This is a genomic window from uncultured Cellulomonas sp. (assembly GCF_947494015.1).
Lineage (GTDB): Bacteria > Actinomycetota > Actinomycetes > Actinomycetales > Cellulomonadaceae > Pengzhenrongella.
This window is the reverse complement of record NZ_CANLTL010000010.1, coordinates 44,244-61,783: the sequence shown is the minus strand read 5'-3', so window position 1 is coordinate 61,783 and position 17,540 is coordinate 44,244. Positions and strand designations below refer to the sequence as shown.

16 protein-coding genes are annotated in these 17,540 nt (G+C 75.1%); 2 read left to right on the top strand and 14 right to left on the bottom strand.

Annotated elements, in window-relative coordinates:
• Window positions 1-7: 7 nt before the first annotated feature.
• From Q0840_RS12430 to Q0840_RS12415, 4 genes are all read right to left on the bottom strand, one after another.
• Window positions 8-805 (bottom strand): amino acid ABC transporter ATP-binding protein, encoded by a 798-nt coding sequence (locus Q0840_RS12430; protein WP_298459860.1) that lies wholly within the window; start codon window positions 803-805, stop codon window positions 8-10.
• Complete coding sequence (locus Q0840_RS12425) at window positions 802-1,419, bottom strand: amino acid ABC transporter permease (RefSeq protein ID WP_298459953.1); 618 nt, start codon at window positions 1,417-1,419, stop codon at window positions 802-804. Before Q0840_RS12425 ends, Q0840_RS12430 begins: the two co-directional genes overlap by 4 nt.
• Window positions 1,420-1,559: 140 nt before the next feature.
• Entirely contained in the window at window positions 1,560-2,351 is a 792-nt protein-coding gene (locus Q0840_RS12420) for a transporter substrate-binding domain-containing protein (RefSeq protein ID WP_298459859.1), read from the bottom strand.
• A gap of 137 nt (window positions 2,352-2,488) precedes the next feature.
• On the bottom strand, window positions 2,489-2,785 hold the full coding sequence (locus Q0840_RS12415; protein ID WP_298459857.1) for a hypothetical protein: 297 nt from the start codon (window positions 2,783-2,785) through the stop codon (window positions 2,489-2,491).
• A gap of 138 nt (window positions 2,786-2,923) precedes the next feature.
• Here Q0840_RS12415 and Q0840_RS12410 point away from each other — a divergent pair, with 138 nt between their 5' ends.
• Window positions 2,924-5,281, top strand: a complete 2,358-nt coding sequence (locus Q0840_RS12410) for a bifunctional diguanylate cyclase/phosphodiesterase (protein ID WP_298459856.1) — start codon at window positions 2,924-2,926, stop codon at window positions 5,279-5,281.
• Window positions 5,282-5,299: 18 nt separating this feature from the next.
• Here the strand turns inward: Q0840_RS12410 and Q0840_RS12405 are convergent, their stop codons facing one another.
• The 8 genes from Q0840_RS12405 to Q0840_RS12370 form a co-directional block, all read right to left on the bottom strand.
• Complete coding sequence (locus Q0840_RS12405; RefSeq protein WP_298459854.1) at window positions 5,300-6,595, bottom strand: NAD(P)H-dependent oxidoreductase; 1,296 nt, start codon at window positions 6,593-6,595, stop codon at window positions 5,300-5,302.
• Window positions 6,592-7,134 carry a dTDP-4-dehydrorhamnose 3,5-epimerase family protein gene (locus tag Q0840_RS12400; protein ID WP_298459853.1) on the bottom strand — a complete coding sequence of 181 codons (543 nt, stop codon included), beginning with the start codon at window positions 7,132-7,134 and terminating at the stop codon, window positions 6,592-6,594. Before Q0840_RS12400 ends, Q0840_RS12405 begins: the two co-directional genes overlap by 4 nt.
• Window positions 7,131-8,159, bottom strand: a complete 1,029-nt coding sequence (locus tag Q0840_RS12395) for an NAD(P)-dependent oxidoreductase (RefSeq protein ID WP_298459852.1) — start codon at window positions 8,157-8,159, stop codon at window positions 7,131-7,133. The genes Q0840_RS12400 and Q0840_RS12395 overlap by 4 nt, the downstream gene beginning before the upstream one ends.
• Window positions 8,160-8,163: 4 nt before the next feature.
• Window positions 8,164-8,973: a sugar phosphate nucleotidyltransferase gene (locus tag Q0840_RS12390; RefSeq protein ID WP_298459851.1), complete on the bottom strand. Its 810-nt coding sequence runs from the start codon at window positions 8,971-8,973 to the stop codon at window positions 8,164-8,166.
• 80 nt (window positions 8,974-9,053) lie between these two features.
• Complete coding sequence (locus tag Q0840_RS12385) at window positions 9,054-10,121, bottom strand: alpha-hydroxy acid oxidase (protein ID WP_298459850.1); 1,068 nt, start codon at window positions 10,119-10,121, stop codon at window positions 9,054-9,056.
• Entirely contained in the window at window positions 10,118-11,110 is a 993-nt protein-coding gene (locus Q0840_RS12380) for a glycosyltransferase (RefSeq protein ID WP_298459849.1), read from the bottom strand. The genes Q0840_RS12385 and Q0840_RS12380 overlap by 4 nt, the downstream gene beginning before the upstream one ends.
• 155 nt (window positions 11,111-11,265) lie before the next feature.
• A complete protein-coding gene (locus Q0840_RS12375) occupies window positions 11,266-12,945 on the bottom strand; it encodes a DUF885 domain-containing protein (RefSeq protein ID WP_298459848.1) in 1,680 nt (559 codons plus the stop codon).
• A 23-nt stretch (window positions 12,946-12,968) separates the two neighbouring features.
• Window positions 12,969-13,883 (bottom strand): DNA-3-methyladenine glycosylase, encoded by a 915-nt coding sequence (locus Q0840_RS12370; protein WP_298459847.1) that lies wholly within the window; start codon window positions 13,881-13,883, stop codon window positions 12,969-12,971.
• Between the two features lie 95 nt (window positions 13,884-13,978).
• Here Q0840_RS12370 and Q0840_RS12365 point away from each other — a divergent pair, with 95 nt between their 5' ends.
• A complete protein-coding gene (locus Q0840_RS12365; protein ID WP_298459845.1) occupies window positions 13,979-14,821 on the top strand; it encodes an SMP-30/gluconolactonase/LRE family protein in 843 nt (280 codons plus the stop codon).
• Window positions 14,822-14,848: 27 nt separating this feature from the next.
• Here Q0840_RS12365 and Q0840_RS12360 read toward each other — a convergent pair whose 3' ends face one another.
• Both Q0840_RS12360 and Q0840_RS12355 read right to left on the bottom strand, forming a co-directional pair.
• The gene (locus Q0840_RS12360; protein ID WP_298459844.1) at window positions 14,849-16,441 is read right to left on the bottom strand and encodes a serine hydrolase; all 1,593 of its coding nucleotides are present in this window, start codon (window positions 16,439-16,441) and stop codon (window positions 14,849-14,851) included.
• Window positions 16,441-17,472 (bottom strand): aldo/keto reductase, encoded by a 1,032-nt coding sequence (locus tag Q0840_RS12355; RefSeq protein WP_298459843.1) that lies wholly within the window; start codon window positions 17,470-17,472, stop codon window positions 16,441-16,443. Before Q0840_RS12355 ends, Q0840_RS12360 begins: the two co-directional genes overlap by 1 nt.
• Window positions 17,473-17,540 lie beyond the last annotated feature (68 nt).

The following is a 17,540-nucleotide window of genomic DNA, read 5'->3' as shown; positions in this document are numbered from 1 at the left end:
GCGACGCCTACAGCGGGTCGAGCAGCCGGTGCAGGAACTGCCGGGTCCGCGGCTCGCGCGGGTCGGTGAGCACCTGGGCCGGCGCCCCGCGCTCCACGACGACGCCGCCGTCGAGGAAGAGCACCTGGTCGGCCACGCCTTGGGCGAAGCGGATCTCGTGCGTCACCACGACCATCGTCCAGCCCTGGTCGGCGAGGTCCTTCATCACCGCCAGCACCTCCCCCACCAGCTCGGGGTCCAGCGCCGACGTCGGCTCGTCGAACAGCATGAGCCGCGGCTGGATGGCGAGCGCCCGGGCGATGCCCACCCGCTGCTGCTGCCCGCCGGAGAGCTGGAACGGGAACTGGTCGGCCTTGTCCGCCAGCCCGACGCGCTCGAGCAGCGCGAGGGCGTCGGTGCGGGCCTGCTCGCGGGCCCGGCGCTGGACGGTCACCGGGCCCTCCATGACGTTCTGGATCACCGTCATGTGCGGGAACAGGTGATGGCTCTGGAAGACCATGCCGCTCTGGGACCGCAGCGTGCGGACCGTCCGCTTGTCCACCGGGCGGGCGAAGTCGACCTCGCAGTCGGCGACGCGGACGACCCCGGCCTCGGGGACCTCCAGCGCGTTCAGGCAGCGCAGCGCGGTCGTCTTGCCCGAGCCGGACGGTCCGATCAGCACGGTGACCGATCCGCTCGGCACCGCGAAGTCCATGCCTCGCAGGACGTGCAGCTCGCCGAACGACTTGCGCAGGTCCCGCACCTCGACCAGGGGGCGACCGCCGCCGGTGGCGGGCCGTCCGACGTGCTCGACGCTCGTGCTCATGACGTCACGTACCTTCCCAGCCGAACCTCGGCGCGCGACTGCACGACCGACAGCACGAAGCAGACGACCCAGTAGAGGATCGCCGCGACCGTGTAGAGCGTGAAGAACTGGAACGTCGGCGCCGCGATCTCCTGGGCCTTGCGCAGCAGCTCCGTGACGAGGATGGTCGAGGCCAGCGAGGTGTCCTTGACCAGCGAGATCAGCGTGTTGGACAACGGCGGGACCGCCACCCGGGTCGCCTGCGGCAGGACGACCCGCCGCAGCGTCGTGAACCCGTCCATGCCGATCGTGGACGCCGCCTCCCACTGACCCCGCGGCACCGCCAGGATGGACGCCCGGATCACCTCGGACGCGTACGCACCGACGTTGAGCGTGAACGCGATGACCGCGCTCGGGAAGGCCCCGATGGTCAGACCGAGGCTCGGCAGGCCGTAGAAGATGATGAACAGCTGCACCAGCAGGGGTGTGCCCCGGATCACCGACACGTACGCCCGGGCGACGCCGGACAGCACCCGGCTCTTCGACAGCCGCATGAGCGCGACCACCAACGCCAGGGCGAGCCCCAGCACGAAGGTGATCGCGGTGAGCGGGATCGTCCCGTGGACGAGCCCCATGAGCAGGGGGACGAGCGAGTCGCCCACGAGCTGCCAGTCGATGCCTTCGCCCACGCGCCGACCCTAGGCCCGCACGCCGGGCGGCACCCGGCGAGCCGCCACCGGCCGGCACCGACCCGGGTACCGGCTCAGGCGCCGCCTCACTGGGTCACGTCGGCGCCGAACCACTTCTGGGAGATGTCGGCGAGGGTGCCGTCGGCCCGCAGCGTGGCGAGGGCCTCGTCGACCTGGGCGGTGAGCTCGGAGTCCTGGACGAAGGCGAACGCCTGCTCGGTGCCGGTCTCGAGCTCGGCCGCGATCTCGATGTCGGTGTCACCGGTCGTCTCGAGGTAGTTGAGCACCGCGAGGTTGTCGTTGACCGTGACGTCGACGCGCTCCTGCTTGAGCAGGGCGACCGCCTGGGTGAAGCCCTCGACCGCCTCGACCTGCGCGCCGGCCTCGGTCACGACGTCGGCCCAGTTGCTGGTGGCCGACTGCGCGGACGTCTTGCCGGCGAGGTCCGCCGGTCCGGAGACCGACTCGTCACCGGCCCGCGTGACGATGGCGCCGGTGGACACGGTGTACGGCTCGGAGAAGTCGTAGATCTCCTCGCGCTCGGGCGTGACCGACACCTGGTTGGCGACGACGTCGTACCGGCCGGCCTCCAGGCCCGCGAAGATGGCGTCCCACGGCACCTCGGAGAACTCGACCTCCATGCCGAGCTCGTCGGCGACCGCGGTGATGACGTCGACGTCGTACCCGGTCAGGTCGTTGCTCGCGGTGTCGTGGAAGGAGAACGGGGAGTAGGTGCCCTCGGTCCCCACGCGCAGCACGCCGGCCTCTCCCGTCGCGGCGCCGGACTCGGCGGGCGAGACGGCGTCGTCGGCGCTGCAGCCGGCCAGGGCGAGGCCGGCTCCGGCGAGGACGGCGATGGTGGCGCGCTTGCTGAACATCGAGGGCTCTCCTGGGTGTCTCGTCGGCGGGCGACGCGCCCGCACCAGAACCAACAGCACCCGGTCGGCGATGTTCCCGCGGGACGCGAGCCCGCGGTGTGACCTACGCCGCGGTGGGACCTGCGCCGCGGTGGGAGCTACGCCGCGGTGAACAGCGGACGCAGCGCGGCGATGACGTCGAGCCGGTCGACGCCCTTGACCCCCGCGACCAGCGCGACGCACACGTGGGCGAGCTCGAGAGCGCCGTACGCCACCGCGGAGGCACCCACGTCGGACGACGGCCCGCCGGGCGACGTGGCGTCGCCGGTCACCTCGTCGAGGCGCGCGAGGGCGACCGGGATGGCGTGCGCCGAGGCCTCGTGGTCGTCGGGGTCGAGCGCGACCAGGGCGTCGAGCAGCGCGCTGGCCACGTCGTGGTGCTGCTGGATGGTCACAGATCGACCATAGGGGACATCTCGCCCGCGGCCGGCGGCGTCGGCGACGCGCCACCCGGTCGGGCGAACCCGCGCGGGCGGGGACGCCCGGACGGCCGACGGCGCCTCACCCGGCCGGGTGGCTCATCGCCGCCGCGGATGCACCGATGGGGCCTCGTGCACCTCGTCCGCCCGCGCCGCCCCGGCGCCCGGCCCCCGGCCGCTGCCGTCGCCGTCCTGGCGTCGGCCGTCGCCTGCGCCGGCGTGGCCGCGGTCGCGCCCGGGACCGCGGCGGACCTCGGCCGGGACGGGCTCGCCCTCGCGGTGCTGGTCGGCGCCGGCGTGGTGCTCCGGGCCCGCGCCCGGGCGGACGCCGCCGGCGACGGGGCCGAGCACGACCTGTGGTCGTGGCTGTCGCGTGCCCTGGCCGTGCTCGCGGCGGGCGCGCTGGGCCAGCTGGTGGTCGACGCGGCCGCCCCGTCCGGGCTGGTCCGCACCGGCTGGGGTCCCACGGTGCTGGGCGTCGCGGCGCTGGGGGCGACCCCCTGGGTGTACCAGGGGCTGATCCGCTGGAACCGGTACCGCACCCTGGTCGCGGACCCCGGCGACTGGCTCAACGGGCTCAGCGCCGTGCTCGCCCTCGTGGCGGCGGCGAACCTGGGCCTGATCTGGGTGGGCAGCGGCCTGGTCGGGCTGCCGTGGTGGGTCCTGCAGGGATCGTTGCTGCGGATCTCCGCCGCCCTCATGCTGCTCGGCACCACCCTGACGATCGCGTCCCTCGGCGGGCTGCAGCGCGACCCCCGCGTGTGGGGCGTCGCAGCGGCGCTCGCGGCCGCGGCCGCCGGCGAGACGGCATTCCTGGTCGCCGGCGCGCAGCCGGACGCGGCCGGGCGCCCGCTGCTGGGCTGGGTGCTCACCGCCGCCCTGCTCGTGGTCTGCACGCTGCGCGCCCCGGTCGTGGCCGCACCGAGGCAGGCGACCCCGCAGGCCCCCACCATCGGCGCCTTCGTCGTGCTGCTGGCGAGCGTCACCGTCCTCGTGCTCACCAGCGAGCGTGCCTCCCGGGCCGCGCCCGCAGGACTGGGCGGGCAGGCCGCGTACGCCCCGATGGCCTTCGCGGTGGCCGCGGTGATCGGTGTCAGCGTGCGCGTGGTCCACCTCATCCGGGACCTCGCGCTGCTCGCCCAGACCCGCCTCGAGGCGCACACGGACGAGCTCACCGGCATCGCCAACCGGCGCGCCCTGACCCAGCGCCTGCACGACGCCGTCGCCCGCCAGCAGGTCCTGTGCCTGCTGGTGCTGGACGTCGACCGCTTCAAGGAGGTCAACGACCGCTACGGCCACGCGACGGGCGACGCCCTGCTGCGCTCGGTCGCGGCCCGGCTGGACGCCCTCGTCCCCCCGTCCGGGCTGCTGGCGCGGCTCGGCGGTGACGAGTTCGCCGTGCTCGTGCTGTCCGACGAGGACGACGCCGCCGCGCTCGCGGCGCGTCTGGCCGAGGCGGTCCGCGACGTCGTCGAGATCGCCGGCCACCCGGTGCACTGCAGCGCGAGCATCGGCGTCGCCGCCGGCAGCCCCGGCGTCGACGGCGGCGAGCTGCTGCGCCGCGCGGACACCGCGATGTACGGCGCCAAGTCGACCGGGGGCGGCGTCGCCCGGTACGACCAGGGGATCGACCGGGCGGCCCGCGAGAGCGCCCGGCGCCTGGAGGAGCTTCGCTCCGAGCTCGAGCCCGGTCCCCGCCGGGGCCGGCGCATCGTCGTGCACTACCAGCCGCAGGTGGACCTGGCGACCGGGGACGTCGCGGGCGTCGAGGCGCTGGTCCGCTGGCGGCACCCCCGCCACGGGCTGCTCGCTCCCGGGGAGTTCCTGGACCTCGTCGAGGAGCACGGGCTCATGCCGCACCTGACCTCGTTGGTGCTGTGGACCGCCGCGCGCCTGGCCGCCGGGTGGCAGGCGGCGGGGCGCCGGTGGCGGGTCTCGGTCAACCTGTCCACGAGCGTGCTGACGCACCCGGACCTGCTGCCGCTGCTGGACGAGGTGCTGCAGGTCACCGGCGTCGACCCGGCGCTGCTGGTGCTGGAGGTCACCGAGACCACGCTCATGGCCGACGCCGCCGGCGGGCTGCGGGCCGCGCACGCGGTCGCGGCCCGGGGGGTGGGGCTGAGCATCGACGACTACGGCACCGGGCACTCGTCGCTCGCGTACCTCAACGACCTGCCGGCGAGCGAGCTCAAGCTCGACCGGGCGTTCGTGTCCCGGCTGCTGCGCGACGAGCGCACCGCCGCGATCGTCGCCGGCACGGTCGACCTCGCGCACCGCCTCGGGCTGCGGCTGGTCGCCGAGGGCGTGGAGGACGAGGGGACGCTCGACGCGCTGCGCCGGCTGGGCTGCGACGAGAGCCAGGGCTACGTGCACGCCCGCCCGGCGCCGGTCGAGGCGCTCGACCGGTGGCACCGGTCGCGCGGCCCCGAGCGCCTCGACCGCGTCCCGACGCCGAGCACCCCCGGGGGGTGACCGGCGGCGGGTCGCGCGTCAGGCTGACGGCACCCGGGCATCCTGCTCGGCGCGCAGCCGGTCCACCAGACGCCCCTCGGGCAGCACGACGTCGTCGTAGGTGAGGACCGCGTCCTGCGGCACGTCGCGCACCAGGGTGCAGCCCTCGGCGACACCGATCGGCAGCAGGCGCTGGGTCGCGGTGACGTCGGCCCGCTCGGCCTGGCCGTAGGTGTGGTACCCGCCGAGCCCGTCCAGCACGGTCCCCGCCGCGAGCGGCGTCTTGGCGGTCGTCAGCACCTCCACGCTCGGTCGGCCGGACAGCGGCCGGATCGTCGCGTCGCCCAGCAGCGCGGCGCGCGCGATGGTGGTGGGCACCTCGAAGTGGCACAGGTGGTAGGGCGTGTAGAAGCTGTACAGCGGCCCGGTGCCGAGCTTGTAGAGCTCGAGGTAGTGCCGCTGCCTGGGGTCGTCGTGAGTGCCGAGCACGTAGACGCCGGGTCCCGGCTGGGCGCCGACCACGTAGTCCACCGCTCCACCGAGGCTGCGCAGCTCGTCGACGTCGTAGTGGTCCACGAGCGTGTCGACGTGCTCGTGGTGGTCACGGCCGAGCATGCCCCGCCGGTGCACGCTCATCCCGGTCGCGTTCGCGACGACCGCCTGCTCCATGCTGATCTTGGTGCCGTCGGCGAAGCTCGTCACCATGTGCGGGTCCTGGCCCCACCGCCGGGCGAAGCCCTCCTGCGTGGTCGGGTTGCGGTACGGGTCCTGCAGGCCCTTGATGTTGCCGGCGACCAGGGGCTCCAGGCCGAGGCCGCGCACGAACCGCACGAGGTTCATCTGCACGCCCGGCTGGTCGCCGTCGCAGCCGGTGTACACGACGCCGGCCGCGTCGGCCCGTCGGGCGAGCTCGGGCCCGACCGTCGCGTCCACCTCGGCGTTCATCAGCACCAGGTGCTTGCCGTGCTCGAAGCAGGCCAGGGCGACGTGCGCGCCGAGCTCGACGGCGCCGGTCACGTCCACGACGACGTCCACGCCGTCGGCGGCCACGACCGCTCGCCAGTCCGGGGTCACCACGGGCGTGCCCGCCCGGACGGCGCGGTCCACGGCGGTGACGTCGTCCGCCGTCGCGACGTGCGCGGCGCCGGCCTCGGTGAAGGCGCGCACCCCCTGCTCGGGGCGGCGGGCGGCGATGGCGACCACGTCCATGCCGGGCGTCGCGTTGACGATCTGGTTGACCAGTCCGCGACCCATGAACCCGGCGCCGACGAGGGCGACTCGCACCGGCCGCCCGTTCCGCTGCCGCTCGGCGAGCAGGCTGTCGACGACGATCACCGGTCCACCCGCTCGGCGAGCAGCGGCCAGCCGGCGTCCTTGGCGGAGATGGTCGAGACGGGCAGCGGCCAGGCGATGGCGAGGTCCGGGTCGTCGTGCCGGTAGCCCTCCTCGCCGCCCGGCGCGTACGGCCCGCTGACCTGGTACATCACCTCGGTGTCGGCCACGAGCGTCTGGTAGCCGTGGGCCACGTACGGCGGGACGAACAGCGCGCGCCGGTTGGCGGCGGTGAGCTCGACCATGACGTGCCGGCCGTAGGTCGCCGACCCGGGCCGCACGTCGGCGGCGACGTCCACGATCCCGCCGGCGATGCACCGCACGAGCTTGCCCTCCGCGTGCGGCGGGACCTGCCGGTGCAGCCCACGCACGGTGCCGGCGTGGTGGTTGAACGACAGGTTGGCCTGCACCACCGCGGCGTCCAGGCCGTGCGCGGCGAACTCCTCGGCGTCGAAGGACCGGGCGAACATCCCCCGGTCGTCGCTGTGCGGCTCGAGGTCGACGATCCAGGCGCCGTCGACGGCGGTCGGGGTGAACCTCATGCGGGCACCGTCCAGAAGAGCTGGTCATCCACCTGGCGGGTCCGCATCAGGTGCTCGATCTGCTTCAGGCGCGTGTGACCGCGTCCGGTGAACGTCGCGGCGTCGAGGTCGATGCGCTCGAACACCTCGCGCAGCTGGGCCGCACCGGTGCGGGCGTCCCAGGCGCACTCGTAGCCGGGCAGCACGGAGCGGATCTTGTCGAACGCGACCCGGTAGCTGCGGTTGTCGGCGCTGGGGGCCCCGAAGGAGACCTCGCAGCCGGGGAACTCCGCGGCCACGATCTCGGCGATCTGGCGCACGGTGTAGTTCTGCTCGGCGCTGCCGACGTTGAGCACCTGCCCGTGCACGTCCTCGCGCGGGGCGGCGAGCACCGCCCGGATGGCGGCGGCGATGTCCAGGCCGTGCACGAGCGGACGCCACGGCGTGCCGTCGCTGGTCATCGCGATGCGACCCTCGGTCCAGGCGAGCCCGGCGAGGTTGTTCAGCACGATGTCGAACCGCATCCGCGGCGAGGCGCCGAACGCGGTGGCGTTGCGCAGGAAGGTGGGCGAGAAGTCGTCGTCGGCCATCGGCAGGACGTCGCGCTCGACCAGCGCCTTGCACCGGGCGTACGCGGTCTGCGGGTTGACCGGGCTCGTCTCGTCCACGGTGCCGTCGGCGACGCCGTAGACGCTGCACGAGGACATGTACACGAACCGGCTCACGCCGGCGGCCTTGGCCAGCCCGGCCAGCCGCACGGACCCGTGGTGGTTGATGTCGTACGTGACGTCCCCGATGAGGTCGCCGATCGGGTCGTTGCTGAGCTCGGCCATGTGCACGACGGCGTCGACGCCCTCGAGGTCGCCGACCTCCAGGTGCCGGATGTCCGTGACGAGCGTCTGAGGGGTGCGGGGCGAGCCGTTGTACAGCCAGCCCTCCTTGTACAGGCCGGTGTCGACCCCGAGCACGTCGTGGCCCTCGGCGAGCAGGGTCGGGGCGAGCAGGGACCCGAGGTAGCCCTCGGTCCCGGTGACGAGCACGCGCACGGTGTCAGTCCTCCCACTTCTTCCACGGCGCGGTGCCGCGGTCCCACAGGGTGTTGAGCTCGGTCCAGTCCCGGAAGGTGTCCATGCCCATCCAGAACCCCTCGTGCTCGAAGACCGACAGCTGGCGGTCCCGGGCCAGGGCCTGCAGGGGCGCCGTCTCGAGCATCACGTCGGCGTCCTCGGGCACGTACTTCTCGACGAACTCGCGTTCGAAGAGGAAGAACCCGCCGTTGACCCAGCCCTCGGCGAGGGTCGGCTTCTCGTTGAACTCCACGACGGTGTCGCCCTCGACCCGCATCTCGCCGTAGCGGCTGCCCGGGTGCACGCCGGTGAGCGTCCCGACCACGCCGGCCCGCTCGTGGTGCTCGAGCAGCCGGGTCACGTCCACGTCGCCGATGCCGTCGCCGTAGGTGAGCGCGAACCGTGGCGCGTCCAGGTGCTCGGCCACGCGCCGGATCCGCGCGGCGGTGCCGGTGGTCAGGCCGGTCTCGACGAAGGTGATCTCCCAGTCGACGTCGCCGGCGGAGTTGTGGAACACCGGCTCGTGGTCCCCGCCCAGGCGCAGCGTGAAGTCCGACGTCAGGTGCCGGTAGTCGAGGAAGTACTGCTTGATCAGGTCGGACTTGTAGCCCAGGGCCAGCACGAAGCGCCGGAACCCGTGCGCCTCGTAGGTCTTCATGATGTGCCACAGGATCGGGCGGCCGCCGATGTCGACCAGCGGCTTGGGCAGCTTCTCGCTGGCCTCGCGCAGGCGGGTCCCCATCCCGCCGCAGAGGATCACGACGGGGATGTCACGGGGGTGGGGTGCGGGCATGGGCGGTCTCCGGGGCAGGACGGCGGGTCGGCCGCGACGGGCGGCCGTCGGTCAGGACGGGCAGGGGCGATGGGGGCGGGTCAGCGCGACCCGGGCGGCGGGACGACGAGCGACCGGTCCAGGTCCGCGGGCGTGCTCGCGCCGGCGAGCGCCATGACGTGGGCGAGGTCGTCACGCACCGCGGCGAGCGCCGCGGCGACACCGTCGGCGCCGTCCGCGGCGAGCCCCCACACCACCGGCCGGCCCACCAGCACGCCCTGCGCGCCGAGCGCGAGCGCGACCAGGGCGTCCAGACCCGACCGCACGCCGCCGTCGACCAGCACCGGTCCGCGGCCGGCGGCCGCGTCGACCACGCCGGCCAGCGCCAGGGCTGCGGGCAGCGACCGGTCCAGCTGGCGCCCCCCGTGGTTGGAGACCACGACGCCGGCCGCGCCGGCGTCGAGGCAGGCCGCCGCGTCGTCGGGACGCAGGACGCCCTTGACCAGCACCGGCAGAACGCTCAGCTCGCGCAGCCAGCCGATGGCGTCGAGCGTCGCGGTCGGGTCCTGCTCGGCGGCGGCGCGCGGGGCGAGGGCGTCGCCCGGGGACAGGTGCCGGGCCAGGTTCACCAGGAAGCTGTCGTCCGGGATGTCGATGCGGGCCGCGCCGACCCGGCGCTTGATGCCGACGACGGGGGTGTCGCCGGTGAGCACCAGGGCGCGCGCCCCCGCGGCGACCGCCCGCTCCACCAGCCCCCGGGTCAGGCCACGGTCGCGCATCATGTACACCTGGAACCACCACGGACCGCCGACGGCGGCCGCGACCTCCTCCAGCGGCCGCGAGGCCCGGGTCGAGACGACGTAGAGGCTCCCCGACCGTCGGGCGCCGTCGGCGACGGCGACCTCGGCCTCGTCGCGGACCAGGCCCGCGTAGCCGGCCGGGGCGATCCCGACCGGGGAGGCGAAGGCGTCGCCGAGCAGCTCGGTGGTCAGGTCCACCACACCGACGTCGCGCAGCACGCGCGGCAGCAGCCGGAAGGACGACCACGCCGCGGCGGACTCCGCCAGCGTCACCTCGTCGCCGGCGCCGGACGCCATGAACTCGTGGACGGCGGCGGGCAGCGCCGCCCGCGCACGCTCGGCGTGCGCGGTCAGGACGGGCAGCGTCACCGGACCCGCACGTCCCCGAGCGTGCGGGCGGCGGCGCCCGACGGGCCGGCCGGGCGCGCGCCACGACCGGGCCGGACCTCACCGCGGGCGAGGTCCACCCCGGTGCGGGCGACGTTGCGCGCCAGGTGCGGCGCGTGCTGCCCGCCCCACCGGACCATCTGCGCCAGGCACCGGGACCGGTCGGCCGGGCTCAGCGGCGCCGACAGGACCGCCTCGACGTAGCCACGGCCCAGGCGCCACTCGGGGAACACCGGGCGGCCGACGAGGTCGGGGTTGAACCAGGCGGTGCGCGACCGCGCGGACGGGTACTCCCGCACCGAGCGCCCGGCGTGCTGGCGGCGGTGGAACAGGACCTGCGGCACGTCGACGAGGCGGCCGCGCAGGGACAGCTCGGCCAGCAGCACCCGGTCGGACTCGGGGTAGCGGCCCAGCCCGTGGGTCGCGGCCAGCAGGTCGGCCCGGACCAGGCCGAAGATGCTGAAGCACTCGTGGTTGCGCTGGGACAGGCTCGCGAACCGGACCGCCACGTCCGGATCGTCCGCGCGCAGTCCCTGGTCGTCCCATCCGCGCAGGTGCAGGCCGTGCTCGTCGATGTCGTCGGTCGCGGTGTGCGCGACCGCCACCGAGGGGTCGCTGCGCAGCACGTCCAGCACGGCGGCCAGGTAGCCCGGCTCGTGGACGTCGTCGGCCGCCGCCCACTTGAAGTAGAGGGCGTCCGGGTGGCGCAGGTCGAACACCGCGGCGAAGTTCGCGGCGCCGCCGCGGTTGACCGGCTGGCGGACGTAGCGCAGGCGGGGGTCGCGTGCGGCGATCTCCCGGCAGAGCCGCTCGGTGGCGTCGGTGGAGCCGTTGTCGGAGACGACGACCTCCAGATCGGTCACGGTCTGCGCGAGCAGGCTCTCGATCGCGGGGACGATGAATGCCTCGGCGTTGTACGCCGGCATCCCGATCGAGACCAGGGGTGCGCCGGGGGCGCGGTTCGCGTGCACGGCCCCATCCTGGGGGTCGGCGGACGTGAAGATGCCCTCGGCAACCGTTTTTCACCCGGCGGCTCCTCCGTCCTGGTGAGCCGGGGTACCGGCGGGGGCGGGACGGTCAGCCGGTGCGCCGTCGTCCACCGGTCCGCCCGGCCCTACATCCTTCGCTACAGCCCGGAGATCTCCCGCTCGAGGTCGTCCAGGCCGAGTGACCCGAGCGAGAGCGCCGCGGTGTGCCAGGCGCGCAGGTCGAAGGTGCGTCCGTCCGCCTCGGCGCGTGCGCGGGCCGCCGCACGCCCCGCGAGCCACGCCCGCTCGCCGAGCTTGTAGCTGATCGCCTGCCCGGGCCAGCCGAGGTAGCGCACCACCTCGCTCGCGACGAAGTCGGCGGGCGAGCCGCTCCGGTCGGCCAGGAACCGCCGCCCGAGCTCGGCCGTCCAGGTCTCACCGGGCTGGAAGGACGACCCGGCCGGGATGCGCAGCGACAGGTGCATGCCGATGTCGATCACCACCCGCACGGCGCGCATCCGCTGGCCGTCGAGGTACCCGAGGCGGGTGCCGGGATCGGTGAGGTGGCCCAGCTCGTCCATGAGCCGCTCGGCGTACAGCGCCCAGCCCTCGGTGGTCGCGGAGACAGAACCCACGCTCACCTGGAACCGGGACAGCTCCCGCGCGCGGTGCGCCCACTGGCCGAGCTGCAGGTGGTGACCCGGCACGCCCTCGTGGTACCAGGTGCTGATCAGGTCCCAGGTGGGGAAGCGGGTGCGGCCCAGCGTGGGCAGCCAGGTGCGTCCCGGCCGACGGAAGTCCAGCGACGGGCGGGTGTAGTACGGCGCCGCCGCGGCACCGGGCGGCGCGATCATCGCCTCCACCCGGCGGACCGGCTCGGCGATGTCGACCACCGTGCCGTCCAGCTCGCCGATCGCCCGGTCCATCAACGTCTGCAGGTACCGGCGCACCTCCTCCACGCCCTCGACCGCCTCACCGGCGACGTCCAGGTGGCGGAAGGCCTCGGCGACGCCAGCGCCGGGAAGCACCCGCTCGGCCTCGACCGCCATCTCCGCCTCGATCCGGCCCAGCTCGTCCCAGCCCCAGGCGTACGCCTCCTCGGGGTCGACGTCCGCCCCCAGGCTCGTGCGGGCACCGAGCCGGTAGCGGTCGCGCCCGACGCCGTCCGGCACGTCGGCGACGGCGGGCAGGTAGGTGCCCTCGATCCAGTCCCGCAGGGCCGCGACGCCTTCCGCCGCCACCGCCGCCGAGCGGGCGAGGTCGCCGCTCAGCGCGTCCGGGCCACCCGCGACGAAGCCGGCGAACCAGCCGGGGTCCCGCGGCCCCGGCAGCCACGCGGTGAGCTGGTCGACGACGGCCTGCGCCTGCCGCGCCGCGCTGACCTGCCCGGTGGCCAGGCCCTGGGCGAGGGACTGCCGCAGCGACTCGGCGGCCCCCGGCACCTGCGCCATCCGCCGGGCGACGACGTCCCAGTCGCCGTCGTCGGCGGTGGGCATCATGAGGAAGATCGACTGCAGCGACTGCACCGGCGAGCCGATCGGTCGCAGCGACGCCAGGTGCTCGCCGGCGTCGTGCACGGCGAGCTGGGTGCCCAGGCGCTCGCGCAGCAGGGCGGCGCACCGGCGGTCGTCGTCGTCGAGGACCCGGGCGCCGGCCAGCTCGTCGAGGGCGGCTCGGGCGGCTGCCGCCCGTTCGGCGTGCGCCTCGGGTGAGCCGTCCGGCATGCGGGTGTCGCCGGGTCGGATGCCCAGCGCGGTACCCACGCCCGGGTCGAGGTCGGCGAGGGTCTCGACCCAGCGGTCGGCGACGGCGCGGGCGGTGGGTGCGTCGGTGGTCACGACGGCACGCTACGCGTGCACGTTCAGCGGTGCCGGTGGTCCTCGACCGACAGCCGCGGTCCCCGACGTGGCGCGCGCGCCATGCCGGTGAGCAGCAGGTGGCGCACGGCGCGGTACCGGTGCGGCCGGTAGGGCGCCAGCAGCCGCAGCATCCCCGCGTCGTCGACCCGCTCGCCGGCGAGCGCCCAGCCGATCTGGCCGGGCAGGTGGAAGTCCCCCACGGAGACGGCGTCGGCGTCCCCGAGCGCCCGCTGGGTGGTCTCCGCGGCCGTCCACGGGCCCACGCCGGGGACCAGGAGCAGGCGCCGGGTGGTCTCCGCCGGACCCTCGGTGGCCGCGTCCTCGAGCCGGTGCGCGAGCCGTGCCGCCGCGACCACGGCGCGGGCCCGGCGCGGGTCGACGCCGGCGCGGTGGAAGTCCCACACCGGCACCGACGCCCAGGCCTGCGCCGACGGCGGGACGCGCATGCCGGCCGGTGCCGGCCCGGGGGCCGGGGCGCCGTGCCGCTCGAGCAGCCAGCGCCAGGCGTCGTACGCGGTCCGGGTGATCACCCGCTGCTCGAGGATCGCCGGCACGAGCGCCTCGAGCACGCGACCGCTGCGCGGCAGCCGGACCGTCGACGACCGGCGGTAGGCGTCCCGCACCGGGCCGGGCGGCGGGTCGAAGCCCGTCACGTCGTCGAGCTCGCCGACCAGGGCGGGCGCGGCGGCGAGCGCCTCGGCCGCGCCGGCGCCCCACGCCGTGACCTCGACGTCGGTGGGTCCGGTCTGCAGCAGCCGCACGGTGGCCGCGCCGGACACCATCGCCGTGGCCCGCCAGACCGCGCCGTCGGTGGTCACCTGGTACGCCGGGTCGCGGTGCCCGCGCCGCAGGCTGGCGAGCGTCCGGCGCACGTCCACCGGGACCGCCGTCCGGACCACGGTCTGCTCGGCACCCACCCCACCATCATCGCGCCCCGGCGCGACCCCCCGGTGCGACCCCCGGTGCGGCGCCGAGGTGCGGGCCGGCTGCGGTCGGCAGCAGGATCGTGCGCATGAGCACCGTCGAGCAGGTCACGGACCCGATCGCCTTCCACGCCGAGGGCCCGGTGTGGTCACCGCAGTGGGGTGGTCTGCGCTGGGTGGACATGCTGGCGGGAGACCTGCTGACCCTGCGCGCCGACGGGTCGGTGGACCGGCTGCACGTCGGCGACGTGGCGGCGTTCGTGCGCCCGCGCACGCGGGGCGGCTACGTCGTCGCGGTCGAGCGGGGGCTGGCGCTCGCCGACGGTCCCGACGACGTCCCGGTGCCGCTCGACCCGCTGTGGTCCGACGCCGGCATCCGGATGAACGAGGGCGGGTGCGACCCGGCCGGCCGGCTGTACGCCGGGTCGATGGCCTACGACCAGTCCCCCGGCGCCGCGACCCTCTACCGGGTCGACGCCGACGGAGCGGTCACCCGGGTGCTCGAGGGCGTGACGATCTCCAACGGCCTGGACTTCAGTCCCGACGGCAGCCACGCCTACTACGACGACTCGCGCGCCGGCGGCACCGACGTGTTCGACGTCGTCGACGGCGAGCTGACCGGCCGCCGTCGCTTCCACAGCGTGGACGACGGCGTCCCGGACGGCCTGACCGTGGACTCGGCCGGCAACGTCTGGGTGGCGCTCAACGGCGCGGGGCGGGTGCGGTGCCTCTCCCCCGACGGGTCGGTCCTGACCGAGCTGACCGTGCCGGCGCAGGGGGTCACCGCGTGCACGCTGGGCGGGCACGACCTGCGTGACCTCTACATCACGACCTCGCGGGAGGGGCTGGACGACCCCGAGCCGGGGGCCGGTGCCGTGTTCCGCGCCCGGGTCGACACCCCGGGACGCCCGGTGCTGCCCTACGCGGGCTGACGACGCCGGCCCCGGACCCCTCGCGCCTCACGCCACGGGTGCTCGCAACCGGCGCAGCGGGACGTCGCCCAGGGGCTCGGTGCACCAGTTCCCGGCCAGGGCCCCGTCGCGCGTGCAGGCGATCTCGAGCCGGTGGGGCGTCTCGCGGAACAGCACGTCGACGCGCAGGTGGTCCGGTCCGGTCCAGCCCCCGCTGACCGCCACCGGGACCGTCCCGCCGTCCGGCAGCAGGGCGGAGCCCACGGCCCAGCCGCGGTCGTCGGCGCCGGTCCCGCCATCGGGTCCAGCCAGGGTCACGCTCAGCGGCGCGTCGGTGTCCGCGGGGTGCGACCCGGTGACCGTCACCTCCCACCGCCCGCCGGCGTCGGTGACGGCCAGCCGCCGCACGGGGCCGTCGGAGCTCGTCGCGACCAGGCCGTCCCATCCCTCGGCGCCCGCGTCGGGCGGCGCGGGGCTCCCCCCGACCGGCGGCACGACGGCGGCCGCGAGCCGGGCCGCGAGCGCCTCGTCGGCGCGCACGGCGCCGTCGTCGTGCGTGCCGTCGTCGTGCGTGTCGTCGTCGGAATCGGTGTGCGCGTCCTGCCCGGGCACGGGCCCGAAGGCAGGCAGCAGGTGCGTCCACGCGGCGTCGAGCACGCCCTGCAGGTCCGGCGTCGCGGCGGTCATCGCGAGCACCACCTCGTGCTCGGGCAGCACGAGGCAGAACTGGCCGTACGCCCCGTCGCCGCGGTAGCCGTGCTGGGACCGCCAGAACTGGAAGCCGTACCCCTGCGCCCAGTCGGGGCTGTCGTTCGCGTCGGCGTTGGCGACCTGGAACGACGACGCCTCCCGGACCCAGGCCTCGTCGAGCACCGGCTCGCCGTCCCACACCCCGCGCTGCAGGTGCAGCAGGCCGAGCCGGGCGATGGCGTCGGTCGTCGCGTGCAGGCCCGAGTAGCCGAGCTGGGTGCCGGTGCGGTCGCGCTGCCACGCGACGTCCCCGATCCCGACCGGGTCGAGCAGCCGCGGCCGCAGGAAGTCGGTCAGCGACTGCCCCGACCGGCGCGACACGATCGCCCCGACCGTGTACGTGCAGGGCTGGTTGTACGCGAACACGCTGCCGGGCTCGCGGTCGGGCGGGGTGAGCAGGAACCCCCGGACGAGGTTCTCGGGGTCCGCGGCGTGCGCGCGGTCCAGCGTCTCGGTCAGGTGGCCGCTGGCCATGGACGCGACGTGCCGCACGAGCATGCGGCGGGTGCGGGGATCGGTGACCTCGTCGTCGAGCTCGGGGAAGTGGCTGAGCACCGTGTCGTCCAGGCCGACCAGGCCCTCGGCGACCGCCAGCCCGAGGGCGGTGGCGGTGAAGCTCTTGCTCAGCGAGTACAGCAGCTGCAGACCGTCCGGCCGGTACGGGCGCCACCAGCCCTGCGCCACCACGTGCCCGTGCCGTAGCAGCATGAGGCTGTGCGGCTCGATGCCCGGCGCGGCCTCGAGCGCGTCGACGAACGCGAGCACGCCGCGGGCGTCGACCCCTTGCTCGCGCGGGGTGCTGTGCGGCAACGGCCGCGGCGACGGCTCCGGCGCCGATGGGGCCGCGGGCTGGGACTGCTGCTGGTGATCGGCGTCGGTGGCGGCGGTCATCAACGGCCGCCGGTCAGCTTGCGGTGCCGCTGCTGGACGCCGGCCGCCCCGTACGGGTAGTCGTCGACCCGCGGCGCGCTGGCTGCGCCCAGCCGGGCCAGCTCGTCGTCGGTCAGCACCAGGTCGGCGGCGCCGAGGTTGTCGATGAGCTGCTCCACGGTGCGGGCGCCGAGGATGACCGAGGTGACCGCGGGCTGCGCCGCGAGCCAGGCCAGGGCGACCTGCGACGACGACACGCCGTGCGCGTCGGCCACCGTGCGCACCGCGGCCAGGACCTGCCAGGTCCGCTCGTCGTCGTTGCGGGCCTGCCACGCCTCCATGCCGCGGGTCGGGTCCTCCCCCAGTCGGGTGGCACCGGACGGGTCGACGTCGCGCTCGTACTTGCCGGTCAGCCAGCCGCCGGCCAGCGGCGACCACGGCAGCAGGCCGATCCCCGCGTCGAGCGCGGCCGGCACCACCTCGTGCTCGATGGCCCGGACCAGCAGGTTGTACTGCGGCTGGAGGGTCACCGGGGCCGCCCAGCCGTGCGCCGCCGCGACGTGCACCGCCTTGGTCAGCTGCCAGCCGAGGTAGTTGGAGAACCCGTAGCCGAGGATCTTGCCGGCGCCGACGGCGTCGTCCAGGAACCGAAGGGTCTCGTCCAGCGGCGTCAGGGCGTCCCAGGCGTGCACCTGGTACAGGTCGACGTGGTCGACACCGAGCCGGCGCAGCGAGGCGTCGAGCGCGTCGCGCAGGTGGCGGCGGGAGAGCCCGTGGTCGTTGGGGCCGGACCCCATCGGGAACCGGCCCTTGGTCGCGAGCACGACCTGGGCCGCGTCGGTCGGATGCTGTGCGAGCCACCGCCCCACGATGCTCTCCGACGTGCCGGCACCGTAGACGTCGGCGGTGTCGACGAAGGTCCCGCCGGACTCGACGAACGTCGTCATGAGCCGGCCCGAGGTCTCCTCGTCGGCCTCCGCGCCGAACGTCATGGTGCCCAGGCACTGGGTCGACACGACGGTGCCGCTGCGGCCGAGGGTGCGGTACTGCATGGGTCCTCCGGTGGGACGAGTGGGTGTGATGACGGCGTTCAGCGGGGCCGGGACGGCGTCAGTGCCAG

Excerpts from the sequence above, each read along its gene's own strand:
- Q0840_RS12430 (WP_298459860.1), bottom strand. The coding sequence starts at position 805 with ATGAGCACGAGCGTCGAGCACGTCGGACGGCCCGCCACCGGCGGCGGT.
- Q0840_RS12425 (WP_298459953.1), bottom strand. The coding sequence starts at position 1,419 with ATGGGGCTCGTCCACGGGACGATCCCGCTCACCGCGATCACCTTCGTG.
- Q0840_RS12420 (WP_298459859.1), bottom strand. The coding sequence starts at position 2,351 with ATGTTCAGCAAGCGCGCCACCATCGCCGTCCTCGCCGGAGCCGGCCTC.
- Q0840_RS12410 (WP_298459856.1), top strand. The coding sequence starts at position 2,924 with ATGCACCGATGGGGCCTCGTGCACCTCGTCCGCCCGCGCCGCCCCGGC.
- Q0840_RS12400 (WP_298459853.1), bottom strand. The coding sequence starts at position 7,134 with ATGAGGTTCACCCCGACCGCCGTCGACGGCGCCTGGATCGTCGACCTC.
- Q0840_RS12390 (WP_298459851.1), bottom strand. The coding sequence starts at position 8,973 with ATGCCCGCACCCCACCCCCGTGACATCCCCGTCGTGATCCTCTGCGGC.
- Q0840_RS12365 (WP_298459845.1), top strand. The coding sequence starts at position 13,979 with ATGAGCACCGTCGAGCAGGTCACGGACCCGATCGCCTTCCACGCCGAG.
- Q0840_RS12360 (WP_298459844.1), bottom strand. The coding sequence starts at position 16,441 with ATGACCGCCGCCACCGACGCCGATCACCAGCAGCAGTCCCAGCCCGCG.
- Q0840_RS12355 (WP_298459843.1), bottom strand. The coding sequence starts at position 17,472 with ATGCAGTACCGCACCCTCGGCCGCAGCGGCACCGTCGTGTCGACCCAG.